Annotated in this window: 21 protein-coding genes; 8 read left to right on the forward strand and 13 right to left on the reverse strand. The window is 76.0% G+C overall.

Going from position 1 to position 24879, the window contains the following annotated elements; all coding sequences use genetic code 11:
- Nucleotides 1-34 precede the first annotated feature (34 nt).
- Nucleotides 35-1312, forward strand: coding sequence for an outer membrane protein assembly factor BamB family protein (locus AC2TDM_RS06055; RefSeq protein ID WP_484636127.1), 1278 nt, complete (start codon nucleotides 35-37; stop codon nucleotides 1310-1312).
- 60 nt (nucleotides 1313-1372) lie between these two features.
- Nucleotides 1373-2146 carry a maleylpyruvate isomerase family mycothiol-dependent enzyme gene (locus AC2TDM_RS06060; RefSeq protein WP_175499539.1) on the forward strand — a complete coding sequence of 258 codons (774 nt, stop codon included), beginning with the start codon at nucleotides 1373-1375 and terminating at the stop codon, nucleotides 2144-2146.
- A 44-nt stretch (nucleotides 2147-2190) separates the two neighbouring features.
- On the opposite strand, the gene AC2TDM_RS06065 is transcribed toward AC2TDM_RS06060, so the two are convergent.
- Nucleotides 2191-2739 (reverse strand): sensor domain-containing protein, encoded by a 549-nt coding sequence (locus AC2TDM_RS06065; protein ID WP_484636128.1) that lies wholly within the window; start codon nucleotides 2737-2739, stop codon nucleotides 2191-2193.
- Between the two features lie 746 nt (nucleotides 2740-3485).
- Here AC2TDM_RS06065 and AC2TDM_RS06070 point away from each other — a divergent pair.
- On the forward strand, nucleotides 3486-3677 hold the full coding sequence (locus tag AC2TDM_RS06070; protein ID WP_484636129.1) for a hypothetical protein: 192 nt from the start codon (nucleotides 3486-3488) through the stop codon (nucleotides 3675-3677).
- Nucleotides 3678-4553: 876 nt separating this feature from the next.
- Here AC2TDM_RS06070 and efeB read toward each other — a convergent pair.
- From efeB to AC2TDM_RS06100, 6 genes are all read right to left on the reverse strand, one after another.
- On the reverse strand, nucleotides 4554-5993 hold the full coding sequence (gene efeB, locus AC2TDM_RS06075; protein ID WP_484636130.1) for an iron uptake transporter deferrochelatase/peroxidase subunit: 1440 nt from the start codon (nucleotides 5991-5993) through the stop codon (nucleotides 4554-4556).
- Nucleotides 5994-6002: 9 nt separating this feature from the next.
- Entirely contained in the window at nucleotides 6003-7217 is a 1215-nt protein-coding gene (gene efeO, locus AC2TDM_RS06080; RefSeq protein WP_090033606.1) for an iron uptake system protein EfeO, read from the reverse strand.
- A gap of 80 nt (nucleotides 7218-7297) precedes the next feature.
- Nucleotides 7298-8191, reverse strand: a complete 894-nt coding sequence (gene efeU / locus AC2TDM_RS06085) for an iron uptake transporter permease EfeU (RefSeq protein WP_090033608.1) — start codon at nucleotides 8189-8191, stop codon at nucleotides 7298-7300.
- 139 nt (nucleotides 8192-8330) lie between these two features.
- Nucleotides 8331-8834: an NUDIX hydrolase gene (locus AC2TDM_RS06090; protein WP_484636397.1), complete on the reverse strand. Its 504-nt coding sequence runs from the start codon at nucleotides 8832-8834 to the stop codon at nucleotides 8331-8333.
- A gap of 56 nt (nucleotides 8835-8890) precedes the next feature.
- The gene (locus tag AC2TDM_RS06095) at nucleotides 8891-10711 is read right to left on the reverse strand and encodes an acetyl/propionyl/methylcrotonyl-CoA carboxylase subunit alpha (RefSeq protein WP_090033609.1); all 1821 of its coding nucleotides are present in this window, start codon (nucleotides 10709-10711) and stop codon (nucleotides 8891-8893) included.
- 177 nt (nucleotides 10712-10888) lie between these two features.
- On the reverse strand, nucleotides 10889-11593 hold the full coding sequence (locus tag AC2TDM_RS06100) for a Maf family protein (protein WP_090033611.1): 705 nt from the start codon (nucleotides 11591-11593) through the stop codon (nucleotides 10889-10891).
- Nucleotides 11594-11864: 271 nt separating this feature from the next.
- On the opposite strand from AC2TDM_RS06100, the gene AC2TDM_RS06105 reads away from it, so the two are divergent.
- Nucleotides 11865-12563, forward strand: coding sequence for a vitamin K epoxide reductase family protein (locus AC2TDM_RS06105; RefSeq protein ID WP_484636131.1), 699 nt, complete (start codon nucleotides 11865-11867; stop codon nucleotides 12561-12563).
- A gap of 93 nt (nucleotides 12564-12656) precedes the next feature.
- Here the strand turns inward: AC2TDM_RS06105 and AC2TDM_RS06110 are convergent, their stop codons facing one another.
- From AC2TDM_RS06110 to AC2TDM_RS06130, 5 genes are all read right to left on the reverse strand, one after another.
- Nucleotides 12657-13340 carry a response regulator gene (locus AC2TDM_RS06110; RefSeq protein WP_484636132.1) on the reverse strand — a complete coding sequence of 228 codons (684 nt, stop codon included), beginning with the start codon at nucleotides 13338-13340 and terminating at the stop codon, nucleotides 12657-12659.
- 155 nt (nucleotides 13341-13495) lie between these two features.
- On the reverse strand, nucleotides 13496-15205 hold the full coding sequence (locus AC2TDM_RS06115; protein WP_484636398.1) for a DUF885 domain-containing protein: 1710 nt from the start codon (nucleotides 15203-15205) through the stop codon (nucleotides 13496-13498).
- A gap of 135 nt (nucleotides 15206-15340) precedes the next feature.
- Nucleotides 15341-15601 carry an acyl-CoA carboxylase epsilon subunit gene (locus tag AC2TDM_RS06120; protein ID WP_484636133.1) on the reverse strand — a complete coding sequence of 87 codons (261 nt, stop codon included), beginning with the start codon at nucleotides 15599-15601 and terminating at the stop codon, nucleotides 15341-15343.
- Entirely contained in the window at nucleotides 15598-16011 is a 414-nt protein-coding gene (locus tag AC2TDM_RS06125; protein ID WP_484636134.1) for a hypothetical protein, read from the reverse strand. The genes AC2TDM_RS06120 and AC2TDM_RS06125 overlap by 4 nt, the downstream gene beginning before the upstream one ends.
- Nucleotides 16012-16259: 248 nt before the next feature.
- Complete coding sequence (locus tag AC2TDM_RS06130; RefSeq protein WP_484636135.1) at nucleotides 16260-17876, reverse strand: acyl-CoA carboxylase subunit beta; 1617 nt, start codon at nucleotides 17874-17876, stop codon at nucleotides 16260-16262.
- A 107-nt stretch (nucleotides 17877-17983) separates the two neighbouring features.
- Here AC2TDM_RS06130 and AC2TDM_RS06135 point away from each other — a divergent pair, with 107 nt between their 5' ends.
- From AC2TDM_RS06135 to AC2TDM_RS06145, 3 genes are all read left to right on the forward strand, one after another.
- A complete protein-coding gene (locus tag AC2TDM_RS06135) occupies nucleotides 17984-18907 on the forward strand; it encodes a biotin--[acetyl-CoA-carboxylase] ligase (protein ID WP_484636136.1) in 924 nt (307 codons plus the stop codon).
- A gap of 14 nt (nucleotides 18908-18921) precedes the next feature.
- Nucleotides 18922-20124 (forward strand): adenylate/guanylate cyclase domain-containing protein, encoded by a 1203-nt coding sequence (locus tag AC2TDM_RS06140; RefSeq protein WP_484636137.1) that lies wholly within the window; start codon nucleotides 18922-18924, stop codon nucleotides 20122-20124.
- A gap of 292 nt (nucleotides 20125-20416) precedes the next feature.
- Nucleotides 20417-22255, forward strand: a complete 1839-nt coding sequence (locus AC2TDM_RS06145; RefSeq protein WP_484636138.1) for an HNH endonuclease signature motif containing protein — start codon at nucleotides 20417-20419, stop codon at nucleotides 22253-22255.
- Between the two features lie 129 nt (nucleotides 22256-22384).
- Here the strand turns inward: AC2TDM_RS06145 and AC2TDM_RS06150 are convergent, their stop codons facing one another.
- Nucleotides 22385-23152, reverse strand: a complete 768-nt coding sequence (locus tag AC2TDM_RS06150) for an SOS response-associated peptidase (RefSeq protein ID WP_484636139.1) — start codon at nucleotides 23150-23152, stop codon at nucleotides 22385-22387.
- A 107-nt stretch (nucleotides 23153-23259) separates the two neighbouring features.
- On the opposite strand from AC2TDM_RS06150, the gene AC2TDM_RS06155 reads away from it, so the two are divergent.
- Nucleotides 23260-24753, forward strand: a complete 1494-nt coding sequence (locus tag AC2TDM_RS06155; RefSeq protein ID WP_484636140.1) for a multidrug effflux MFS transporter — start codon at nucleotides 23260-23262, stop codon at nucleotides 24751-24753.
- The last annotated feature ends 126 nt before the right edge of the window (nucleotides 24754-24879 follow it).

Raw genomic sequence — 24879 nt, forward strand, 5'->3', positions numbered from 1 at the left:
ACGAGGTCGTGTGGGACGACGAGCCCGACGAGACGTGCCCGCGCCACCCCTGCGGGCGGGGGAGCCGCCGGTACGACCCCGGCGATCCGGCCGCCGTGCACGGGCCTTCATCGCCGGTGCCGCCGCCGCGGGTCTGGCGGCGTGGGTGGTGACGGCCCAGGTGCAGGTCGCGCGCGAGGACGCCCGCCTGCGCGCGCTCGACGGCCTCTCGGTGGACCTCGACCGCCCGCTCGTCGAGGCGTGGTCGGTGGAGGGCCGGTGGCTGCGGGGCACCGGGGACGACGTCGTGCTCGTCGCCCGGGAGCCGGCCGGCACCGACGCGGTCGACCTGGCCACGGGGCGGGTGCTGTTCTCCGACGTCGGGAGCTGCACCTTCCTCGGCGGCGAGGGGCCGGCGGCCCCGCGAGACGAGACCGTCGTCGTGTGCCGGCAGGACGGCACGTCCCTCGTCGGTGCCGGTGCGGTGACCGTGCGGGACGGCAGGACCGGCGCGCTGGTGCGCGAGGTGCCGCGCGACCTCCGCAGCCCGGTGGCGATGACGGCGTCGCTGTTCCTCGACCTCGTCCCCGGCGACGACGGCGGGGCGAGGCTGGTGGCGTCCTCCATCAGGACCGGCGCGACGGGCTGGACGCGCGCGTTCCCCGACGTCGACCCGCGGGCCACGTGGGTCGGGGTGGACGACGAGAGGCGGGCGGCCGTCGTGACCGCCGCCGGCAGGACCTGGTTCGACGCGACGACCGGCGAGGACGTGGCCGCGCCCGAGCCCGGCCCCGAACTCGCTACCGTGCCCGCTACCGTGCCCGGCGACCTCGTCGAGGTCCGGCTCGACGACGGCAGCGGGCCGGACGTCGTCCACGTGACCGCGGTCGTGCGCGGCGTCGAGGGCACGGTCCTGGCCGCCCACGACGCGACCTCCGGCGCCCGGCTGTGGGTCAGCGAGCCGATGCCCGGCCCGTCCGAGGGCACCACCGTGCTGGCGGAGCGCGTCCTCGTCCCGACGATGCGGGGCGTCACGGCGCTCGACGCGGCGACGGGCGCCGCGGTCTGGTCCCCGACGGGCACGGCCTACGGGCAGCCGGTCGGCTTCGCGACGGACGGGTGCCGCGTGCTGCAGGTCGAGCCGGCGGCGGCCGGCCCGGTCGTCGTCGCGCGGGACCTGCGGTCGGGCGAGGAGCTGTGGACGCTGCCGGACCCGGCCGGCGGGACCGTGCTGACCGCCAGCTCGATGTCCACGCACACGCTGGCCGACGGCTCGCTGGCCGTGGTCACGGGCGGTCGTATCACGCGCCTCGTCCCGCCGGGCGAGGAGTGAGAGACGGCGCCACGACCCGTGCCGGCCCTCTGGACCTCCTGGGCCTGGCACGCTCATCCCGTGAATCCGGATGCGCTGCTGCCGCCCCTCGACGGCGCGACCCATCTCAACGCCCTGCGCCAGGACGTGGCACGGCTGCGGGCGCTCGCCCGGGAGCTGGATCCGTCGGCGCCCGTGCCCGGCTGCCCGGGCTGGACCGTCGAAGACGTCGTCCGTCACGTCGCCGACGTCTACCTGCGCCAGTCGACGGCGATCGCCGTCGGTCACCGCGTGCCGCCGGGGGACGCGGCGGGCGCCCCGCTGCCCGACGAGGCCGCCCTCGCCCACCTCGACCGGGGCACGGGTGCCATCCTCGCGGCGGTCGACCGGCCGTCCCTGACGCCGTGCTGGACCTGGCCGACGCCGGACGGCCGGCTGTCCTTCTGGCAGCGACGCATGGCGCAGGAGACGTTGATCCACCGGGTCGACCTCGAGCAGGCGGCCGGCGAGCCGTCCCTCGTCGACCCGGCGCTGGCGCTCGACGGGATCGACGAGGTGCTCACGGTCTTCCTCCCGCTGTCGCTTCCCGCCGACGGTCCCTCGTCGGGCATCGGGCCGGACCTCCGGTCGTCGGTCGTCGTCGAGGCGGGCGGGAGGGCCTGGGGTGTCGAGGTCACGGGCGCGCAGGCGGAGGTGAGGTCCACCGACCCGACCGCGGCCGCCACGGTACGGGGCGCGCCGGACGCGGTGCTGCTGTGGCTGTGGGGCCGCGGCGACCGGGACGCGCTGACCGTCGACGGCGACGGTGCGCACGTCGCCGCTCTGCGCCGGGCACTGGCGGCCGCGACGCAGTAGCGGCGGCCCGCGCACCGCGCCGCCGACGAGGGCCGAGGCCGACCTCAGTCCGCGTCGAGCTCGTACCGCGCCAGGAGCTCCCAGGCCGCCTGCGCGTGCGCAGTCTCCTGAGCGCGGGCGTCGCCCAGGTTGCGTTCGCCCCCCTCGCCCCCGACGAGAACCACCGCGTTGCCGCGCCGGGTGAGCACGGCGTAGGTACCCAGCGCTCCGTCGTCGGTCCCGCCGTTGTACGACGTCGCGAGACCTGTGCCCTGCGCGCCGACGGCCACGTCCTCACGGACGTACACGGTCGTTGCGTCCGGTTCCTCAGGAGCGCACCCGGCGAGCCGGCCGCGGACGCGGTCCAGCTCCACCACGGCCGCCGCGGCGTCGGGGAACACGGCGACCTGCTGCACGGGGACGACCGCCTCGAACTCCCCGGTACCGAGCTCCTGGCCCCGCATGGCGACCGCCGTGTCCGGCTGCCCGGCGCCGCACCCCGGCGGCAGTCGCCAGGGGACGACGACCTCGACGAGCTGCCGCGGCAACCCCTGCCCGTCCAGCGCAGCCGGCGGCAGGAGGACCTCGTCGGGCACGTCTGTGGGAGCCACCACCGGCGTAGGGGCGAGGGACGCGTCGGGCGTCGCGGGCGCTTCGGACGGCGTCGCGCTCGCGGTGACCGACGCCAGCTGGCCGGTTGGGGACGCGCTCGTCGCGGGCGCCGCTGACGAGCCGTCCGAGGTGCAGGCGGTCACACCGCCAGCGGTGAGGACGGCCAGGACGCCGGCGCACGCGGTCGCCGTGCGGGCCCTGGAGGTGCGGGTGGTGCGCATGGCGTCTGCCCCTTCCGACGCTGCCAGCCGGTCGACCGGTGCCTCCTCACCGTCGTCCGTGACGGCAGGTGCCGGCAAGTGCACGAGCGGAGCCGGTGCGGACACCCCGCGACCCACGCCGCCGCTGCCGCCGACGCCGACGCCGGCGCCGGCGCGGGAGCGAGTCCTTCTGGCTGGCCGTTCCGGGTGTGCGTCACGATCGAGGTGTGCGCGGTCGAGGTGATCGTCCAGGACCGCGATCGGGACTGCTGCGGGTTCGGTTGACACCTGAGCTGTGGGGACGTGTGTCCCCTCGGGGAGCGGAGCGGCGTCACACCGGGGTCTACTTCCTGGCCTTCTCGAACGCCGAACGGGGACGACCCGAGTGCGCCCTTACCGCCAGGTCGGCCGCTCCGAGCACCCGTTGGCGAGCGTAGCGGCGGCGGACGAGGATGCGGACGAGCGCGTCGCCCCTCGACGCGGCAGATCCGGATGCCCCTCCGGCGGTCACCTACAGCCAGGAGTACGAGGCGCGCCACACTGAGGTCGTGGCGCGCGATGACGAACTGGGCCGGCTCCCGATCGACCGAACTACCGCTGACCTGCGGCAGCTCGCTGCCGCGCTCGATGCGCGCCTTCGGGCCGTTGCCGTGGTGCGACGAGAGCTGCCGGACGACTCGGGGATCGTCGAAGGCGTCGACGTGGACCCCCATCGCGAGGACGCAGTCGGTGTCTGGTGAATGCACTCGGCGGAAGACATCATCGTCGGGCTGGGCAAGGGGCGAGGGTGGGAGCTCCCGCGGTCAGTCGAAACGGTCGAGGTGGTGAGGTCCGTCGTACGACAGGCCGTGGCCGGCCAGATCGAGGTCGGGCGAGGCCGCGGGGTCACTCTCTACCGAGTACGAACATCCGACGGCGTCGTGCGCGAGGACACGCACGAGGGTTGGGCGGCGTTCCTGCTGTCGATGCCCTGGCGGCCGTAGATGCGGTGGAACGACGCGGCGCCCTACGACCGCGATTGATCGGCTTCCTGAGCATGCTGCTGCGACGGTGCTGCAGCAAGAGGAGTAGACCGACGGGGACGCGCCTCCTGCGCCGCCGCGACGCGCCGTGCGACGCACTGATCCGAGCTTCTTGGGCGAGGAGTTGAACGACACGTGGCCGTCGGCTGGGCCGCGATCGGCGGCAGGTCCGGACGGGGCGCGCGGTCCATCTCCTGCTCTGCGGCCCTGCTTTGCTGGCATTCTCCGCCGCACTCGCAGTCGACCTGGCGCTCGGCATCGCACTCGACGGTGGGGCCCGACGTCCGGGCGGCCTCACTGACGGCCTCTCGTACGTCTACACCGCGACTCTCCTCGCTTTCGTGTGCCACCTGCTGATGAGCGTGTTCATCCCTGGTGACGGACGTCGACGCTGGCACTGGTCGTCAAGCGCTCCGGCGGAACTGGTGCTGCTGGCGGCCGCCGTTCCCATCTCATTGGTCTAGCTCGACAACGTCGGCCGTTGGGCTCGAGCATCGCCTCGCGGCGGCCCTCGTAGCGGCACGAGCAGGCGCGCCGGTCATCGGCGGATCCGGACGTTCCTCGGCGCCGGGCGGTGGCGGAGCTCGTGCGCCGTCAGGCGAAGAGCGTCTCGCCGACGAAAGGCGCATCCTCGGTGAGGGTCGGAGTGCCGTCCGCGCCTGTGGGCACCGAGGGCACCCCCGGCGGGACCGCGAAGAGGCCCGAGCCCGTGTGCAGCAGGTACTCGCGCAGGGCGTCCCTCGTCGCCAGGGCCGACTGCACCGGGATGAAGTGCGTGCGCGGGTCCGTGACGAAGGCGAGGAAGAACAGGCCGGCGTCGAGGCGGCCCAGGCCGTCGTTGCCGTCGGTGAAGTTGTAGCCGCGGCGCAGCATGCGGGCGCCGCCGTGCATCGTCGGGTGGGCGAGGCGCACGTGGGAGTCCGCCGGCACCAGGGGCGCGTCGTCGGCGCCCGTCGCGGCGAGATCGGGCTCGGTGAACTCCGTTCCGCCGGACAGGGGGGCGCCCTCGCCCTTCGTCCGGCCGACGACGGCCTCCTGCTCGCGCAGGGAGGACCGGTCCCACGTCTCGATGGTCATGCGGATGCGCCGGGCGACGAGGTACGAGCCGCCCGTCATCCACGCCGAGTCGGTGCCGGCGGCCGCGTCCTCGTCGGCCGCGGACGCGGGAACCCACACGTGCTCGTCGAGCGCCTCGGTCTCCTCGGCCTTGACGTTCGAGGTGCCGTCCTTGAAGCCGAACAGGTTGCGCGGGGTGCGCTGGCTCGTCGAGGTCGACGAGGTGCGGCCGTAGCCGAGCTGGGCCCAGCGCAGCGTGGCCGTGCCGAAGGCGGCGCGCGCGAGGTTCCGCACGGCGTGGACCGCGACCTGCGGGTCGTCGGCGCACGCCTGCACGACGAGGTCGCCGTCGCTGCGCGCGGGGTCGAGGTCGTCGCCCGGGAAGTGCGGCAGCTCGACGAGGGCGGCGGGCAGCCGCGCCGCCAGGCCGAAGCGGTCGACGCCGGGGGAGCCGTCGGCTCCCGGCGTGCCGACGAACAGCGACCGGCCGAACCCGAACGTCAGCGTGAGGCCTGCGGCGGGCAGGTCGGCCGCCTCGCCCGTGTCGTCCGGCGGTGCGTCGTAGGGGCCCGACGAGGGCCCGAGCGACCCGGCCGGCAGGCCCTGCGTGAGCCGGGCGGCCATGACGGTCCAGCGGCGCAGGAGGTCGACGAGCCGGTCGCGGTCGTCGGTCGTCACGTCGAAGGTCGCCAGGTACAGCCGGTCCTGCGCCGGGGTGACGATGCCCGCCTGGTGCGGACCGGTGAAGGCGTAGGTGCGGTGCGCGCCGACGCCGGTGGCCCCCGGGTCGGGCGTCGCGGCCGGCCCGGCGGTCGGTCCGGCCGAGGCCCGTGCGACGCCGAAGCCGCCCGCCGCCCCGACGGCCGCACCCGCCGCCAGCCCGCCGCCCCAGCCCAGCAGGGCGCGCCGGGACAGCCCGCGCGAGGCGGGCTCCGCCGGGCGGCTCGAGGGGTCGGGGACGGCGTCAGCGGTGGGCACGGCGCGTCCTCACGCCCCGGTGACCGTGGCGGTCAGGCGCGAGAGCGGCTCGGACAGGGCGTCGACGGCCGCTGCGAGCTCCTTGACCTGCGCGTCGGTGAGGGTGTCGTAGCCCGCAAACCCGGCGTCGTACGAGCCGTGCTGCGCCAGGAGCCCCTGGAGGGTGTCGAACCGCTCGGTCAGCTCGGTCGCCAGCTCCGGGTCGCGCTCGGTGACGACGTCGGCGAGCACGCCGTAGGCGACGTCCGCCCCGTCGACGTTCGCCGCGAAGTCCCAGAGGTCCGTGTGGGACCAGATCTCCTCCTCGCCGGTGACCTTGCCCGTGGCGACCTCGTCGAGCAGCTCCTTGGCGCCGTTGGAGACCTGGAACGCGGCGACCGTGAAGTCCTGGGCGTTCACCTGGTCGACGAGGCGCTGCGTGTTGGCGACGAGGTCGTCCGCGGCGACCTGCCGCTGCTCCGGCGTGAGCGGCGTGTACGCGACGCCCCCGTTCGCCTCGGGCGCCGGCTGCCACAGGTCCTTCTCGACGAGGTGCCACCCCGTCCAGGTCGCGCCCTCCTCGAGGTCGGCCTCGCGCAGGTCCAGCAGCGGGTCGAGGTCGCCGAACGACTCCGCGACCGGCTCGATGCGCTCCCAGTGCACGCGGGTGGGCGCGTACAGGGATCGGGCCGTGGCGTCGTCGCCCGCGGCGTAGGCGGCCGCGAACTCCTGGGTGGCGGCGATGAGAGCGCCGGACTGGTCCCGGACGTAGGCCAGGTACGACGCCTCGGCCGCGGCCAGCTGCTCCGCGACGTCACCGGTCGGTCCGACCGGCGTGCCGGAGTCGGTCACCGTGAAGTCGCTGCGGATGCCGTCCCCGACCATGCCGGGCTTGCACTGGGCGACGTAGGTGCCGGGGGCGACCTGAACGACGAGGTCCCGGGACAGGCCGGGGCCGACGTTCTCCACCTCGGACACCACCCGTAGGCCGTCCTCGGCCAGCAGGTAGAACTCGGTGACGTCGCTGCCGTCGTTGACGACGGTGAACCGCAGCGTGCCCGACGGGGCGGTGTCCTCCGACAGCTCGCAGGCGTCGGCGGTGGAGCTCACCGTCACGGTGCCCGTGCCGCCGCCGGCACCCGCGGTCCCGGCCGCGGACACCTCCGCGGTCTCGTTGGGCACGCAGGCGGTCAGCGGCAGCGCGAGGGCGACGAGGCCGACGAGGGCCAGGGGGCGGCGGGGCATGGGGGCTCCAGGGTGACGGCGCGGGAGGGCGGGCGGCGGAGGGCCGCGGCGGGGGAGAGGGTCGGAAGAGGCGAGGGCTGTCAGGGCGTGACGGGTGCGGCCACCGGGGCTGACGTGCTCGTCGCCGTGCCCGTCCCCGTCCCCGTCCCGCCGACCGGGCGAGCCGGGGTCGAGCCGCCCCACGCGGACCGCACGAACAGGGCGAGCGTCGGCACGACGTAGGCCGTCCACGCCGCCGCCTCGAGCCAGGTGGTGGCGGGGGAGAAGTTGAAGACGCCCTTGAGGAGCACGCCGTACCAGCTCGTCGGCGGGACGGCGGCGGACACGTCGAAGGCCAGCGAGTTCAGCCCGGGCAGCACCCCGGCCTCCTGCAGGTCGTGCACGCCGTAGGACAGCACCCCGCCGGCGACGAGGACGAGGAACACCCCGGTCCAGGAGAAGAACCGCCGCAGGTCGATCCGCACCGCGCCGCGGTAGAGCAGCCAGCCGAGCAGCACGGCCGTGGCCAGCCCGAGGGCGGCCCCGAGCAGCGGCGCCGTCGTCCGGCCGGTGGCCTGGGCGCCGGCCCAGAGGAACAGCGCCGTCTCCAGGCCCTCGCGGCCCACCGCCAGCAGCGCCATCACGACGACGGCGCCCCGGCCCGCGGCGACCGCGTCGTCGAGCCGGTGGTGCAGGTCCGCCTTGAGGTGCCGCGCGGTGCGGGCCATCCAGAAGATCATCCAGGTGACGAGGCCGACGGCCACGATCGACAGGGACCCGCCGATGGCCTCCTGCGCCTCGAACGTCAGGCGCGAGGGCCCGAACGTCAGCAGCGCCCCGAACGCCAGGGCGACGGCCACGGCCGTGCCGACGCCCGCCCACAGCGCGGGCAGCAGGTCGCGCCGCCCTGTCCGCACCAGGTAGGCGACGAGGATCCCGACGACGAGCGCCGCCTCCAGGCCTTCGCGCAGCCCGATGAGGTAGTTCGCGACCATGTTCGTGGTGCTCTCTGGCTCCGGTGCCGGGGCGGCACGCCGACGCGGGACCGCGCGCGGACGGGCCGGCGGGCGGTGAGGGCGGCGCTGGTGAGGGCAGCCTAACCTCAGCCGGGAATGTACACCCGGGCGGAGGGGCTCAGGCGCCCGCGTCCAGGCGCCGTCTCAGCGCGGGCCAGGCCTCGCCGAACGCGGCCAGCAGCGGCCGGTCGGTGACCTCGTCGACGGGGACCCAGGCCATCTCGAGGCTCTCCACGTCGGTCACGGTGGGGACGACCGGCACGGCCTCCTCGGCCAGCACGGTCGTGTAGGACCACGTGCCGTGGTCGAGCAGCGACGTGCCGAGCACGCGGACCGCGGCCGGGTCGATCCCGGCCTCCTCGCGCGCCTCCCGCAGCGCGGCGGCGACGGGGGTCTCGTCGGGCTCGCGCGCCCCGCCCGGGATGCCCCACGTCCCGCCCTGGTCGCTCCACCCGACGCGGTGCTGCAGGACGACGTGCGTCACCGGGCCCCCGGGCTCCGGGCGCCGGGCCAGGAGCAGGCCCGCCGCACCGGCGCGGCCCCAGTGCCGGCGGCCGCAGGCGCAGGCGACCCACCCGTCCCCGGGCCGTGGCTGGCGCGCCGGCGGCCCCGCGGGCGTCACGCCGCCGTCCGGGGACGCGGGCGTGCCGGAGGACGGCTCCGCCGGCGCGCCGTCGCTCACGCGTCCGCGTCGACGATCTCGGCCAGCGCCGTGCCGGCCGCGACGGTCGCGCCGACCTCGGCCGCGAGGCCGCGCACGGTCCCCGCGCGGTGCGCGAGCAGCGGCTGCTCCATCTTCATGGCCTCGAGCACGACGACGAGGTCGCCCTCCGCCACGACGGCCCCCTCGCCGACCGCCACCTTCACGATCGTGCCCTGCATGGGCGAGGCCAGCGTCGTCCCGGACGCCGCGGCACCGGCCCTCGGCGCGGCGCGACGGGCCGGACGGCGCGGGGCGCCCGCCCCCCGGCGGCCGGCACCGCCGCCGAGGCCGCCGGCCAGCGCGGCGGGCAGGACCACCTCGAGCCGCTTGCCGCCGACCTCGACGACGACGCGCTCGAGCGCCGGCTCCTCGTCGGGCTCCTCCACCCCGGCCGCGGCAGGGGCACCGCCGGCGGGCGCCGCGGGCGCGAGCCCGGGCAGCCGGTCGGCGAAGGAGGTCTCGATCCACCGCGTGTGCACCGCGAAGGGCTGCGCCGGGTCGGCCGGCACGAAGTCCGGCTCCTCCAGCACCGCGCGGTGGAACGGCACGACGGTGGGGATGCCCCCGACCTCCAGCTCGGCCAGGGCACGGCGGGCGCGCTGCACGGCCTCCGCCCGGGTGGCGCCGGTGACGACGAGCTTGCCGATCATCGAGTCGAACGCGCCGGAGACCGTGTCGCCCTCGACCACGCCGAAGTCGCAGCGCACGCCCGGGCCGGACGGCAGCCGCAGGCGCGTCACCTTGCCGGGCGCGGGGAGGAAGCCCGCGGCGGGGTCCTCGCCGTTGATGCGGAACTCCAGGGAGTGGCCGCGCGTGGCCACCCGGTCGTACCCGAGCGGCTCGCCGTCGGCGATGCGCAGCTGCTCGCGGACGAGGTCGATGCCCGAGACCTCCTCGGTCACCGGGTGCTCGACCTGCAGGCGCGTGTTGACCTCGAGGAACGAGATCTGGCCGTCGAGCCCGACGAGGAACTCGCACGTCCCGGCGCCCTCGTAGCCCGCCTCGCGCAGGATCGCGATGGAGGACCGCTCGAGCAGCTCCACCTGCGCCGGCGTGAGGAACGGCGCCGGCGCCTCCTCGACGAGCTTCTGGTGCCGCCGCTGCAGCGAGCAGTCGCGGGTGGAGACGACGACGACCGTGCCGTGGCGGTCCGCCAGGCACTGCGTCTCCACGTGCCGCGGCCGGTCGAGGTACGTCTCGACGAAGCACTCCCCGCGCCCGAACGCCGCCACGGCCTCGCGGACGGCGGAGGCGTACAGCTCGTCCACGTCGTCGGCGTCGCGGACCACCTTCAGCCCGCGCCCACCGCCGCCGAACGCGGCCTTGATGGCGACGGGCAGCCCGTGCTGCTCGACGAAGGCGTGGATCTCCTCCACGCCGCTCACGGGGTCGGGTGTGCCGGCGACGAGCGGGGCGCCGGCACGCTGCGCGATGTGCCGGGCGCTGACCTTGTCCCCGAGCGCCTCGATGGCGGCCGGCGGCGGGCCGATCCACGTGAGCCCGGCGTCGATGACGGCCTGCGCGAAGGCGGCGTTCTCCGAGAGGAACCCGTAGCCGGGGTGGACCGCGTCGGCGCCCGACCGGCGGGCCACGTCGAGCAGCTTGGGGATGTCGAGGTAGGTCTCCGCGGCGCGGGCGCCGCCGAGGGCGAAGGCCGCGTCGGCGAGGCGCACGTGCAGCGCCTCGCGGTCCTGGTCGGCGTAGACGGCGACGGAGCGCAGACCGGCGTCCGCGCAGGCACGGACGATGCGGACCGCGATCTCCCCGCGGTTGGCGACGAGGACGCTGGTGATCACGCCCCGACCGTATAGCGCGCGGGACGGAGGTCCCGGTGCGGCACGAGGGGCGCCGGACAACACTGTCGCCGGCGGCCAGCGGGCCGGCGCGGCGTTTGTGGGGTTCCGACGAGGGGGCGCGCGCACCGCCGCGGGCGTGCGCGCACCGCCGCGGGCGCGCGTGAACCGCCGCGGGCGTCAGCGCCGGCGCGTGCCCGGTCGCCAGAGCGACGGCAGCGGGACGCCGACGTCGGCGAGCAGGCCGCGCAGCAGCGGCAGGCTCAGGCCCACGACGGCGTGGTGGTCGCCCTCGACGCCCTCGACGAACGGCCCGCCGAGCCCGTCGACGGTGAAGGCCCCGGCGACGGCCAGTGGCTCATCGGTGGCCACGTACGCGGCGACCTCCTCGTCGGACACGTCCGCGAAGTGCACGACGGTCGAGGCCGTGGCGCCCAGCGCCGCACCGGTGCCGCTGCCGCCGTCGACGGGCGCCGGCCGCACGTCGACGAGCCAGTGCCCGGTGTGCAGGGTGCCGGAACGCCCCCGCATCGCTTCCCAGCGGCGCACGGCCTCGGCGGCGTCGGCGGGCTTGCCAAGGATCTCGCCGTCGAGCTCGAGCATGGAGTCGCAGCCCAGGACGAGCAGGTCCTCGGGGTCCTCGTCGTGGCCCAGGCCGGGCAGCTCCGCGTCGTCCTCGGTGAGGCGTGCCGCCACGGCCTGGGCCTTCGCCTGCGCCAGCAGCAGCACGGCGTCGGCCGGGTCGAGGGGGCCGAAGCGCTCGCGGCCGGCGGCCAGGGCGGCGTCCTCGTCGACGGCGGAGACGACGACGAGGGGGTCGATCCCGGCGGCGACGAGGGTCGCTCGACGGGCGGGGCTGGCGGACGCGAGCAGCAGGCGGGTCACGCCGACGAGCCTACGAGGGCCCCGCGGCGGGTCCCGCCGGAGACCGCACCGGAGGCCGCACCGGAGGCCGCACCCGAGGCCGCACCGGGGGCCGTACCGGAGGTCCTGCCGGAGGTCCTGCCGTCCCGATCCGGCACGCATCACGTCCAGGCACCTCCCAGCCGTCGTGCGCCACACTGTGCACCAGGACGAACGACCCCTCCCGCCGCACGTCCGGGCACCGATGGTGGGGACGGACGGGTCGCACGACGGACGAGGGGGACGGTGGGACGTGAGCGCCACGCGCACGACGACGGGGACGGGCCGCGGCGGTGGCGGCGGGTTCGTCGACGAGCCCGATCTGCCGCGCGACGACGACCCGGAGCTGCGGCGGCCCTCCGGCCTGGCGTGGCGGCGCCGGACGGCGATCAAGATGATCGTGTCCGGCGTGCTGGGCCTGTACACGTCGTTCGTCCTGTCGATCGAGGCCGTGACGCTCGCGGGCGACCCGGACGCGTCGCTGTCGTGCGACATCAACGCCGTCATCAGCTGCGGCAAGGTCGCGCAGTCGTGGCAGGCGTCGCTGTTCGGGTTCCCGAACGCGTTCCTCGGCATCGCGGCGGAGGCCGTGGTCATCACCGTGGCGGTCGCCATCGCCGGCGGCGTGACCTTCCCGCGCTGGTTCATGCTGTCCGCGGAGGCGATCTACACGGCGGGCCTCGTCTTCGCGTACTGGCTGTTCTTCGAGGCGTACTTCGTCATCGGCGCCCTGTGCCCGTGGTGCCTGCTCATCACCGTCACCACGACGCTCGTGTGGGCGGGGCTCACGCGCATCGTCGTGCGGGACGGCCACCTGGGCCTGCCCGGGCGGGCGGGGCCGGCGGCGCGGCGGTTCGTCGCGGCCGGCAACGACTGGTTCGTCACCGCCGCCGTGCTCGTGCTCTTCGCCGCCGTGGTGCTCGTCAAGTACGGCCCGTCGCTGCTGGCCTGAGCGCCGACGCCCTCGCAAGGGGGAGACGCCAGCAGGGGCGCGACCGGGTTCCCGGTCGCGCCCCTGCTCGTCCGGGCCCCGGCGCCGCTCGCGTCAGCCGGCGGCGTCCGCCAGCCGGTCGACCGCCTGCCCGGCGGCGACCGGCGGGACGTGCCCGTCCTCCACGGCGCGCACCAGCAGGTCCAGCTTGGTGCGGGCCGGGCGCCCGGCGGCGAGGTACTTGCGGCGCACGCGCTTGAGGTGCTCCTTCGCGGTCTCCTCGCTGACGCCCATGCGGCGCGCCACGGACTTCAGCGGGAGGCCGCCGGCGTAGAGCCGGACGGCCTCGAGCTCGCGCGGGGTCAGCTGCGGGGCCCGCCGCCGCTCGCCGGGTTCGAGCACGGCCGCGAACGGCCCGCCGAGCCAGCGCTCACCCCGCGCCACGGCCCGCACGGCGGCGACGAGGGACTCCACGGGCTCGCCCTTGCCGACCACCCCGGCGGCCCCGGCGCGCAGGCACCGGGCGACGAGGGTCGGCCGCGGCTCCTGCGTGTGCAGCAGGACCCGCGCGCCCTGCTGCACGAGCGCCCCCACGGTCACCGCCGGGTCGACGCCGTCGCCGAGCTGCAGGTCCAGCACGACGACGTCCGGCGGCCGCGGCGCCGCGAGCAGCGCGTTCGGCGTGGACGTCAGGACGGTCCGCACCCCGGGCAGGCACGCCTCGAGGGCGGCCCGCACACCGAGGCGGACGGTGGGGTGGTCGTCGACGACGGCGACGCACGGCGCGGTGCTGGTCATGCGGGCAGCGTCCCAGCCGCCCGCGGCCGACACGCCGCCCGTGACCTGCGCGGGAACTCTTCGACGTCCCCCGTCCAGGGGATCCGGCTGCCGGATCGGGACCTCGGTCCCACCCGCGGCGGCGGCGAGGGACCGGAGGCCCGGCCCGGGCGGGCTCAAGCCGGCGTGAGAGCCGTCCGCAGGACGTCGAGCGGGAGGGCGCCGAGCGCGAGGGCGTCGTCGTGGAAGGCCCGCACGGCCACGGGGCGCCCGGCGGCCTGCGCGCGGGCGGCGTGCTCGTCGCGCAGCCCCCGCCAGATCCGCGCGCCGATCGCGTAGGACGGCGCCTGCCCGGGCCAGCCGAGGTACCGCAGGTGCTCGAACCGCACGGTCGGCTCCTCCATCGCGAGGTTGTCGCGCAGGAACGCCCAGCCGGTCGCGGTGTCCCAGCGCCCGCCGCCCCAGCGGGCGGGCACGGGCAGGTCGAGGTGCGTGCCGATGTCGAACACCACGCGCGCCGCGCGCATCCGCCGGCTCTCGAGGAGGCCCAGGCGGTCGGCGGGGTCGTCGAGGAAGCCCATCTCCGCCATGAGGCTCTCGGCGTAGAGCGCCCAGCCCTCGCCGTGGCCGGAGACCCAGCACTGCATGCGGCGCCACGCGTTGAGGGACCGCTCCGCCACGGCGCGGCCGATCTGCAGGTGGTGGCCCGGGACGCCCTCGTGGTAGACGGTCGTGCGCTCGCGCCAGGGGTGGAAGGTCGTCACGCCCTCGGGCACGGACCACCACATGCGGCCCGGCCGGCTGAAGTCGTCGGACGGGGAGGTGTAGTAGATGCCGCCCGTCTGCGTGGGGGCGATGCGGCACTCGAGGGCGCGCAGCGGGGCCGGGATGGTGAAGTGCGTGCCGTCCAGGGCGTCGACGGCGGCGTCGGACACCTCCTGCATCCAGCGCTGGAGGGCGTCGGTCCCCTGGAGCTGCCGCGCCTCGTCGGCCTGCAGGACGGCCATCGCGCGGGGCAGGTCGGCGCCGTCGCCCGCGATCCGCGCGGAGAGCGCGTCCTGCTCCGCGATGATCGCCTCGAGCTCGGCGACGCCCCAGGCGTAGGTCTCGTCGAGGTCGACGGCGGCCCCCAGGAAGAAGCGCGACCAGACGGCGTAGCGGTCGCGGCCCACGGCGTCGGCCTCCGGGGCCTGCGGGGCGAGCTCGCTGCGCAGCGTCTCGGCGAGCCGTTCGTAGGCCGCGCGGGCACCCTCGCCCGCCTCCGCGACCTCCCGCGCGAGCGACTCCGGCACCCCGGGCGTCGCGGCGGCGCGGGCGGCGAGCTGGGTGAAGAAGGACCGCGGCGCGTCGGCCAGGACGTCGGACTGCGCGGCGACCTCGGCCACCTGGCGGGCAGCGGCGACACGGCCGCGGTCCGCGGCCAGCCGCAGCGACACCGCGTACCCCTCGAGCGCGGCGGGCAGCGCGCGCAGGCGCCGGGCGACGACGTCCCAGTCGTCGGCCGTGCCCGTCGGCATGAGGTCGAAGGCGTCGCGCGCCGACTGGGCCGGTGAGGCGATGTTGTTCAGCTCGGCGAGGTCCTCGTGGGCGTCGGCGAGCTCGAGGCCGACCCCCAGGCGCTCCCGCATCGCGGCGACGGTGACGACGTCCGTGGCGTCCAGCGCCCCGCCGCCGGCCTCCAGGGCGTCGAGGGCGGCGAGCGTGTCGCGCGCCGCCTGGGCGCGAGCCGCGTGGCCCTCCGGGCTCCAGTCCGTCATCAGCGCGTCGAAGCCCGTGGCGCCCATCGACGTCGCGGCGATGGGGTCGAGGCGGCAGGACGTCGCGAAGAAGGCGTCCGCCAGGGCGTCGACGGGGCTGGGCTCACGCCCACCGGTCGCGGCGCCGATGGCGCCCGCGCTGGTGCTCGCGTCGGTGCTGGTGCCCGCGTCGGTGCCCGCGTCGGTGGTGGGGCTCGCGCTGGTGCTCGTCGGGCGGGGGGTCTGGGCGTCGCCGGTCACCCCGGCACCATAGGCGGGCCGGGGTCAGCCCCGCAGGCTCCAGCGCCACGCGTCGGCGCCGGCGGCGTGAGCGACCGTGCCACGGACCGAGCGCGCCCGGTCGCACCAGGCGCTCGGTGCCGGCCCGTCGTCGTGCCCGTGACCGGTCCCGCCCCCCGCGCCGGCCCCCGCGCCGGGTCCGGCCGCGGCGACGAGGCCGGCGACGAGCGCGGCGAGCTCGACGTCGTCGGGCTCTCCCCGCACGACCTGGACGTGCGGCGGCCGGTCGTCGGTCGGCGCGCTCACAGGCGGTCCTCGCCCTCGTCGTCGGCGTCGTCGTCCTCGAAGGAGACGGGACCGCCGCGGGCGGTGCCCCACTCGCCGACCTCGAACCCGGCGACCTGCAGCCGCTCGACGATCTCCGCGCCGCCGGCGTCGACGAGGTCGAGCGCGGAGTCGAAAGTCCGGTCCGCCGGCGGCCGGCTCACGACGAAGCCGAGGTGGAACGTCTCGACGTCGGGGTCGACCCCCAGCGCGTCCTCGTCGCCGTCGCCCTCGTCGTCCCACGCCATGCCGGTGAGGTCCGGGTGCACGCCGAGCGTGCCGTGCACGAGGTCGTACAGGCGCGCGTTCAGCCCGCCGACCTGCTGCTCGAGCGCGAGCACGCGCGGGTCGTCGTCGGCCTCGGTGGCGCCGAACTCCGAGCGCACGCCCACCGCCGTGTCGACGTAGGTGTGCAGGGCGGCCGCGAGCTCGTCGACGAGGGCGTGCAGCGGGGCCGGGTCGACCCCGGTGAGCGGGGTCGTGCCGTGCGTCCGCTCGTCGTGGTCGTGGTCGTGGTCGTGGTCGTCGTGCCCGTCCGGGGACGGCAGGTCGTGCTCGGTGATGATCGGCTCCGGGGGTCGTGTCGGGATCGGGGGCGCGCCGGCCGTCCGCGGACGTCACCGGCGGCGCGGGGCGCGGCCTACAGGGGGATGTTGCCGTGCTTCTTGGGAGGCAGGGTGGCGCGCTTCGTGCGCAGCAGGCGCAGCGCGGAGGTGACGCGGGCGCGGGTCTCGGCGGGGGCGATGACGTCGTCGACGTAGCCGCGGTCGGCGGCGTCCCACGGGTTGACGAGCGCGTCCTCGTACTCGGCGGTCAGGCGCGCGCGCTCGGCCTCCACGTCGCCGCCGGCATCGCCCACCTTCTTCAGCGCCGCGCGCTGGAGGATGTTGACGGCGCCGCCGGCGCCCATGACCGCGATCTGCGCGGTCGGCCAGGCGAGGTTGACGTCGGCGCCGAGCTGCTTGGAGCCCATGACGATGTAGGCACCGCCGTAGGCCTTGCGCGTGATGACGGTGACGAGCGGGACGGTCGCCTCGGCGTAGGCGTAGATGAGCTTGGCCCCGCGGCGGATGATGCCGTTCCACTCCTGGTCGGTGCCCGGGAGGAAGCCCGGGACGTCGACGAACGTGAGCACCGGGATGTTGAAGGCGTCGCACGTGCGCACGAACCGCGCGGCCTTCTCCGCCGCGTCGATGTCGAGCGTGCCGGCCATCTGCAGGGGCTGGTTGGCCACGACGCCGACGACGTGCCCCTCGACGTGCCCGAACCCGACGAGGACGTTGGGCGCGAACAGCGGCTGGACCTCGAGCAGCCCGTCGTCGAGCACCGTCTCCACCACGGCCCGCATGTCGTAGGGCTGGTTGTCCGAGTCGGGCACGAGCGTGTCGAGCGCGAGGTCCGCGTCCGTGGGCTCCAGCGGCGCCTCGTGCGGGTAGGACGGCGGGTCGGACAGGTTGTTGGCGGGCAGGTAGGCCAGCAGCGCCCGCGCGTAGTCGATGGCGTCGTCCTCGTCGGCGGCGAGGTAGTGGGCCACGCCGGAGCGGGTGTTGTGCGTCGTGGCGCCGCCCAGCTCCTCGAAGCCGACGTCCTCGCCCGTGACGGCGCGGATGACGTCCGGGCCGGTGATGAACATGTTGGACGTGCCGTCGGCCATGACGATGAAGTCCGTGAGGGCGGGGGAGTACACCGCGCCGCCGGCGGACGGGCCCAGGATGAGGCTGATCTGCGGGATGACGCCGGAGGCCGCGACGTTGCGGCGGAAGATCTCGGCGAACTGCGTCAGGCCGGCCACGCCCTCCTGGATGCGCGCGCCGCCGCCGTCGCTGATGCCGACGAGCGGCACGCCCGTCCGCAGCGCCAGGTCCATGACCTTGGTGATCTTCTGGCCGTGCACCTCGCCGAGGCTGCCGCCGAAGACCGTGAAGTCCTGCGCGTAGACGCACACCGGCCGGCCGTCGACCGTGCCGTGCCCGGCCACGACGCCGTCACCGGCGATCCGCTTGCGCTCGAGCCCGAAGTTCGTCGAGCGGTGCCGGACCAGCGCGTCGAGCTCGGTGAACGAGCCCGGGTCCAGCAGCTGCTCCACGCGCTCGCGGGCCGTCTTCTTGCCTCGGCCGTGCTGGCGCTCCCCGGCGGCGGTCTCGGCGTCGGCGGCCGCGCGGCGGCGCACGGCGAGCTCCTCCAGCCGGCCCGCCGTCGTGCGCGGGGCGGGGGCGTCGGGGCGCGCGGGGGCGGCCGCGTCCTCGGTCTGCGTCATCTGGCCCACGCTAGACGCCCCCTCCGACGCCCGGCGTGCAGGGCGCGGACGCAGTTGGCGTGGCGTGCTGGTGGAAACCTCCAACCGCGCGGCGGATGATGCGGGACGTGCGCGACGACGAGCAGGACACACCAGGCCCCGACGAGCGGTCGGAGACCCTGACCGGGAAGGACCGGGCCGGCGCGCGGTCGCCGCTGCGGGCGGACGTGCTGCGGGACCGGCTCCTCGCGCCGGCGGGCCCGCTGGCCCGGCTCGAGGTCGTACCCCGTGCGGGCTCGACGAACGCGGAGCTCGTCGCGGCGGTGCGGCGGGACCCGGCGGCCTGGCCGGCGCCGGCGGTCCTCGTCGCCGACCACCAGGAGGCCGGGCGCGGGCGGGCGGGCCGCACGTGGACGACGCCGCCGCGCGCGGCGCTGACCGCCTCGGTGCTGCTGCGTCCGGGTGTGCCGGCCGCCCGGCGGGGGTGGGCGCCGCTCCTCGTCGGGCTGGCGGCGGTGCGCGCGCTGCGGGGGGCGGCCGGGGTACCCGCGGCGCTGAAGTGGCCGAACGACCTGCTCCTGCCGGCGGCCACCGGCGACGCGCGGGACCTCGACGGGTGGGGCAGGTGGCGCAAGGTGGGCGGCGTGCTGACGGAGGCGGTCGACGACGCGGTCGTCGCCGGGGTGGGGGTGAACGTCGACCAGGTGGCCGACGAGCTGCCGGTGCCGTGGGCGACGTCGCTCGCCGTGGCCGGGGCCCCGCACGCGGACCGTGAGGGGCTCCTCGTCGCGCTGGTCACCGCGCTGGGCGAGGTGGGGGAGCGGTGGCGCGACGCCGACGGGGACGCCGTGGCGGCCGGCCTCGCCGCGGAGGTCGCGGACACGTGCGCGACGCTCGGGCAGGACGTGCGGGTGGACGCGCCCGGTGGGATGGTCGTGGAGGGCCGCGCCGAGTCGCTCGGCGACGACGGGTCCTTGCTCGTCCGGGTGACGGGCGACGAACTCCACCCGGTCCTGGCGGGTGATGTGGGTCACCTCCGCACGGGGTCGTGATCTAGTCTCGCCTCGTGTCCGTCGACCGTGGTGCTGACCCGCCCGCGCGCCGCGACCTCCCGGCACGCGCGCCGACGGACCGGGAGGGCACGGTGAGCCGGCTCGACGACGTGCTCCTGGGCGGCTCGCGGCGCTGGTCGGTGCGCGCGCTCGCGGAGCACCTGGAGCAGGAGGTCGACGACGTGCGGGCCTACTGGCGCACGCTCGGGCTCCCTCACCCCGACCCCGACGAGCCCCTGCTCACCGACGCCGACGCGGCCGCCATGGAGCGCTCGACCGCCCTCGGCCGCGAGCACGGCCTGGCGCCGGAGACGGTGACCTCGCTGGTCAGGGCGCTCGGGCACACCTCGGACCGGTTGGCGTTGTGGCAGGTCGAGGCGCTCGTCGAGGACCTGTCGACCCGCCTCGAGCTCGACGACGTCAGCGCGCGGCTGCTGCTCATCGACCTGCTGCCGCAGCTCGTGCCGCTGCTGGAGGCGCAGCTCGTGCACTCCTACCGGCGTCAGCTGGCCGCGATCGCCGGGCGCTACGCCGCCGAGTTCGGCGAGGCGAACCGGCCCGGCGCCGACCCGCTGGCGCTGCCGCTGGCCCGCGGGGTCGGGTTCGCCGACATGGTGTCGTTCACGCGGCGGACCGCGGCGCTCGGACCGGTGGACCTGTCGGTGTTCGTGCAGCGGTTCGAGGCGGCGACGCGCGACGTCGTGGCCGCGGAGGGCGGGCGCGTGGTGAAGACCATCGGCGACGCGGTGCTCTTCGCCGCCGACGACCCCGAGACGGGAGCGCGGGTCGCCGTGGGGCTGGCGGAGGCCTTCGGGCTGGACCCCGCCACGCCCGTGGACGTCGCGACCGGGGCGGCGCACGCCGGGCGCCTGCCGAAGCTCGGCGCGGTGCGCGGGCTGCGGGGCCCGCGCGCGCCGCGCCACCTGCGTCCCGTGCCCGACGACGCCGAGCCCGCCCCGGACCTCACGCACACCCCGGTGCGCGTCGGGTTCGTGTGGGGGCGGGTGCTGTCGCGGTTCGGCGACGTCTTCGGGCCGAGCGTCAACCTCGCGGCGCGGCTCAGCGACGCGGCCGAGCCCGGCACCGTCCTGACCGACGCCGTGACGGCTGCCGCGCTCGAGGGCCACCCCACGCTGCGGTGCGAGTCGCTGGGCACGCGCGAGCTGTCGGGGCTGGGGCCGGTGGAGGCGTTCCGGCTGCGGCGCGTGGGGGCGTAGCGCCGGACGTCGGTGCTGGTCAGCGGCTCGCGGCGGGCGTGTCGGTGGTCGGTGGTTGGCTTGCCGCATGCGGACGAGGGCGGGTGCGGCGGGGTCGGGGTCGACCCTGTTCGACGAGGGTGCGGGCGGGACCGGGCAGCGCAACCCGGCGGCCTCGACGACGTCGTCCACCTCGTCGTCCCAGCCGTGGTCGTCCCAGCCGTCGTCGTCTCGCCCGTCGTCGTCTTCGACCAGGTCGCCGTCCACCGCGTCGGCGGATGCTGGGGATGCGCTTGCGTCGGATGTGCCGGTGGTGGACATCGATCCGGTGGTGCTGGCGGGTGTGCCGGGGGCGTTGAGGCAGGTGGAGGGGCAGTTCGAGGCTCTGGTGTCGGCGGTGGCGTCGGCGGAGGCGGCGGTGCGGTCGGCGCAGGCGGTGCGTGCGGTGCTGCTGGCGGCGGCGGTGCAGGTGGGGGCGTTGGCGGACGAGGTGTCCTGTCACGTGCACGGCCGGCCGGTGACGGCGCAGTCGCGGGATCTGGCGGGGCGGTCGGTGCGGACGGAGCTGGCGACGGTGTTGCAGGTGCCGGAGGGCACGGCTACGGGTCTGGTCTCGGATGCGGTGGAGCTGGTGGGGTCCCGTCCGGCGGTGTTGTCGGCGTTGGCGCAGGGGAGGGTGTCGTACCCGCATGTGCTGAAGTTGTTGGAGGAGACGGCGTCGTTGCCGGTGCAGGTGCGGGTCGCCGCGGATGAGGCGTTGTTGCCGGGGTGCGTCTCGTGGACGCCGGTGCAGCTGGGGCGGCGGGCGCGGTCGTGGGTGGCGCGTCATCACCCCGAGCCGGTGGCGGTGCGGCATCGGCGGGCGTGCGCGGACCGGCATGTGTGGGTGACGCACGAGCGGGATGGGATGGCGTGGTTGCACGCGTTGTTGCCGGCGGTGCAGGCGGTGGCGATCTTCGAGGGGTTGTCCTTCGGTGCGCGGATGCTGGCCGCGGGTGCGGACGAGGGTGCGGACCGGATGGGGGAGGGTCGCCGGTTGGTGGGTCAGCTGCGCGCTGACCTGCTGGCCGAGGTGCTGCTGCCCGAGCTGACCGGCACCACCACCGTGCACCAGCACGACCACGACCGCGACGACCGCGACGACCACGACGACCACGACGACGGTGCTGACGGGTCGAGGGCCGGTGGCGCCGCCGCCAGCGGTGGTCGTGCAGGTGGCCCGGACGAGAGTCGCAGCGGCGGACGTCGCACTGGCCGGTCGCGGGTCCGGCGGGGCGGCGGTCACGGTCGTGCGGCCGGTGACGCTGGTACGCCTGACGTCCCTGGCCCTGACGCGTCGTCGAGCCCGCCGTCGTCGTCCTCGTCGTCGAGCCCACCGTCGTCGTCCTCGAGCTCTCCGTCCTCGTCGTCGTCCTCGTCGTCGAGCTTTCCGTCCGCGTCGTCGTCCTCGTCGTCGAGCTCTGCGTCCTCGTCGTCGTCCTCGTCGTCGAGCTCTGCGTCCTCGTCGTCGTCCTCGTCGTCGAGCTCTGCGTCCTCGTCGTCGTCCTCGAGCTCGTCGTCGTCTTCGGGGTCGTGCTCGGCGTGTGGTGGGTCGTCGTCGCGGGTGGGGGTGTTCCGGCCGACGGTGCTGGTGACGGTGCCGGCTCACACGGTGCTGGGTGGTGATGAGCCGGGGCATCTGGCGGGGTACGGGCCGGTCGATGCGCGCACGTGCCGGCAGGTGGCTGGTGCGGCCTCGTCGTTGACGCGGGTGCTGACCGATCCGGTCACGGGGGCGCTGCTGGGTGCGGACGGCACGTACGTGGTCAGCGGGGCGCGGCGGCGGTTCTTGGCGGCGCGGGACGAGACGTGCCGGTTCCCGGGGTGCAACCGGTCCACGACGGGCTGCGATGTGGACCACACGGTGGAGTGGGCGGCCGGGGGGTGCTCGGACGAGGGGAACACCGCGCACCTGTGTCGGCACCATCACCGGCTCAAGCACCGCACGCGGTGGCGGTTGACGCAGGACGTGGCGGGCACGTTGACGTGGACCTCCCCCGCGGGCCGGGTGCTGACCACGACCCCGGTCCTGCCCCTGCCACCAGCGCCACCACCACCGCCACCGGCACCCGAACCGGTCCCGGACCCCTGGGCCGGACCCATCCCCTTCTGACCACGCGGCCGCCCGCCGCGACGGGTGGTCGGCGTGCGCGACGGTCGGCCACGGGTGCAGTCGACGACCGTCGGCCGGGGGTGGCTGCACCACGTCACCGCCGGAGGGGGCTGTGGTGCTGGAACGCCGTCAGACCTGTGGTTCCGGGCCGTCCGCGGCGACCGCGGGCTCGACCGGCACCTCCTCGACGAGGTCCGGACCGTTGTTCGCGACGGCGTTGACCCGCGTCGAGACCGGGGTCGCGACGAGTGCCGGCGGTTCGACCTCGAGCAGCTCGCGGGCCTCGTCGGCGCCGACGGCGGGGTCGAGCCACGCGGCCCAGCGGTCGGGGGCGAGAGCCAGCGGCTGCCGGTCGTGCACGGCGGCGAGGGCCTCCGTCGCCGGGCGCGTGATGACGGTGGCGCTGACCAGCCAGCGGTCGGGGTCGTCGTCCGCCCGCGACGGGTCGCGCCAGAACTCGTACAACCCCGCCAGCGCGAGGACCGCCCCGTCCTCCGGGTGGATGTACCAGGGCTGCTTGCGGGCCCCGCGCGGCGCCCCCTGCGGCGGCTTCTGCCACTCGTAGCAGCCGTCCGCGGGCAGGAGCGCCCGCCGGACGGCGAAGGGCTTGGCGAAGGCGGGCTTGGTGAGCAGCGTCTCGACCCGGGCGTTGATCATGCGGCTCCCGACGGACGGGTCCTTGGCCCACGAGGGCACGAGACCCCACCGTGCCGGCCGCAGCTGCCGCGTCACCTCGCCCGTCCCGCGGTCCGCGCGCTCCACCACCATGCGGACGCCGTCCGTCGGCGCGACGTTCCACGACGGCGGCAGGAGCCGGACGTCGTCGGCCACCACGGCGACGGCGAACTCGTCGGCGAGCTGCTGGTCCTCCCGGAACGAGGCGTAGCGACCGCACATGCTCCGAGCGTGCCACGAGCGTGCCACGAGCGAGGCTGCACGCCCGTTCGGCACCACCAGTCGAATCGATTCGTCGGGCGCGCCCTCCGGTGCGACCATGGATCACGATGAGTCCCGAGCCCGCCCCCGCAGTCCCCGTCCGGGTCGATGCCGCCGAGCGCGTCCCCGACCCCTCGGCCGGTCCGGCCGACACCACCGAGCACACCGCCCGACGCACCGCTCAGCACACCGTGGAGACTGCCGTCGAGCACGTCCCGGACTCGCCGGCCGCCCTCGCGGCCGACGTCCCCTCCGACGTCGTCCGCGACCCGTCGGACGACGGCACCGCGGTCACGGGGACGCCACCGGCCCCGCCGGTGTCCGCCCGGTCCGGCAAGGCGTCTGTCGGCGACGTCGTCCTCCTCGGGTCGATGTGCGCCCTGCCGGCGATGGCGACCGACCTCTACCTGCCGTCGCTGCCCGACGTCGCCCGCGAGCTCGGCACGTCCGTGGCCGGCGCCCAGCTGACCATGACGGGCATGCTCATCGGCGGCGCCATGGGTCAGCTGGTCATGGGGCCGCTGTCCGACCGCTTCGGCCGGCGCCGGCCGGTGCTCGTCGGCATCGCCGGGCACGTGCTGACCTCGCTGCTCTGCACGGTCGTGCCCAGCATCGGCGTGCTCGTCGCGCTGCGCGTGTCCCAGGGCTTCCTGGCCGCCGCCGCGACGGTCGGCGCCATCGCGGTCATCCGGGACCGCTGGGTCGGGGCCGAGGCCTCGCGCATGATGTCCCGGCTCATGCTCGTCATCGGCGCCGCGCCGCTCCTGGCGCCCTCGCTCGGCGGGGGCATCGCCTCCCAGGTGGGGTGGCGGGGCGTGTTCGGCGCCCTGGCCGTCATGGGGGTGGCGCTCGCGATCTTCGTGCACCTGCGGCTCGAGGAGACGTTGCCGCCCGAGCGCCGACGGCAGGGCGGTGTGGGGACGGCCCTGCACGGGTACGGCCAGCTCCTGCACGACCGCGGCTTCGTCGCCCTCGCCGTGCTGCCCGGCCTCGGGATGGCGGTGCTCATGAGCTACGTCATCTCCTCGCCGTTCGTGCTGCAGGAGCAGTACGGCCTGTCGTCGCAGGCGTTCGCGCTGGTGTTCGCGCTCAACGGGATAGGGCTCGTGCTGGGTGCCCAGGCCAACGCGGCGATCGTCACGCGGGTCGGACCCCTGGGGGTGCTGCGCGTGGCGCCGGTCGTGACCCTCGTGCTGTCGGGCGCGCTGCTGGCGTTGGCGCTCACCGGAGCGGGCGGGCTCGTGCCGCTGCTGGTCGTGCTGTTCTGCATCCTCACGGCGGTGAACTTCACGCCTCCGAACGCCTCCGCGCTGGCGCTGTCCCGCCACGGCGAGGTCGCGGGGAGCGGCGCCGCTGTCGTCGGGTGCTTCCAGGCGGGCGTCGCGGGGGTCGTCTCGCCCCTCACGGGTGTGCTCGGCGGCGACGCCGTGGCCATGGCCGCCGTGATGCTCGGTGCGGCGGCGCTCTGCCTCACCGTCCTGGTCGTCGCCACGCCCGCGTACCGCAGGCGGTCCGCGGACCCGGCGGTCGCGGACGCGGTCGCGGGGGTCGGCGGGCACTGACCGGGGCCGGCCTGCGCCTCGCCGGGTCGGAGCGGCCCGCGCGTCGCCGGGTCGCTGTGGCCCATGTCGCGTCGGGCTCGCGCGGCGCGCGTCGCGTCGGGTCCGCGTGGCCCGCGTCGCGCTGGA

This window comes from Cellulomonas sp. plas2 (assembly GCF_057221735.1).

Bases quoted from the DNA above. Each gene is read 5' to 3' on its own strand.
- efeO (WP_090033606.1), bottom strand. From the start codon at position 7,217: ATGCCCCGCCGCCCCCTGGCCCTCGTCGGCCTCGTCGCCCTCGCGCTG.
- efeU (WP_090033608.1), bottom strand. From the start codon at position 8,191: ATGGTCGCGAACTACCTCATCGGGCTGCGCGAAGGCCTGGAGGCGGCG.
- AC2TDM_RS06110 (WP_484636132.1), bottom strand. From the start codon at position 13,340: ATGACCAGCACCGCGCCGTGCGTCGCCGTCGTCGACGACCACCCCACC.
- AC2TDM_RS06130 (WP_484636135.1), bottom strand. From the start codon at position 17,876: ATGACGCAGACCGAGGACGCGGCCGCCCCCGCGCGCCCCGACGCCCCC.
- AC2TDM_RS06150 (WP_484636139.1), bottom strand. From the start codon at position 23,152: ATGTGCGGTCGCTACGCCTCGTTCCGGGAGGACCAGCAGCTCGCCGAC.
- AC2TDM_RS06155 (WP_484636140.1), top strand. From the start codon at position 23,260: ATGAGTCCCGAGCCCGCCCCCGCAGTCCCCGTCCGGGTCGATGCCGCC.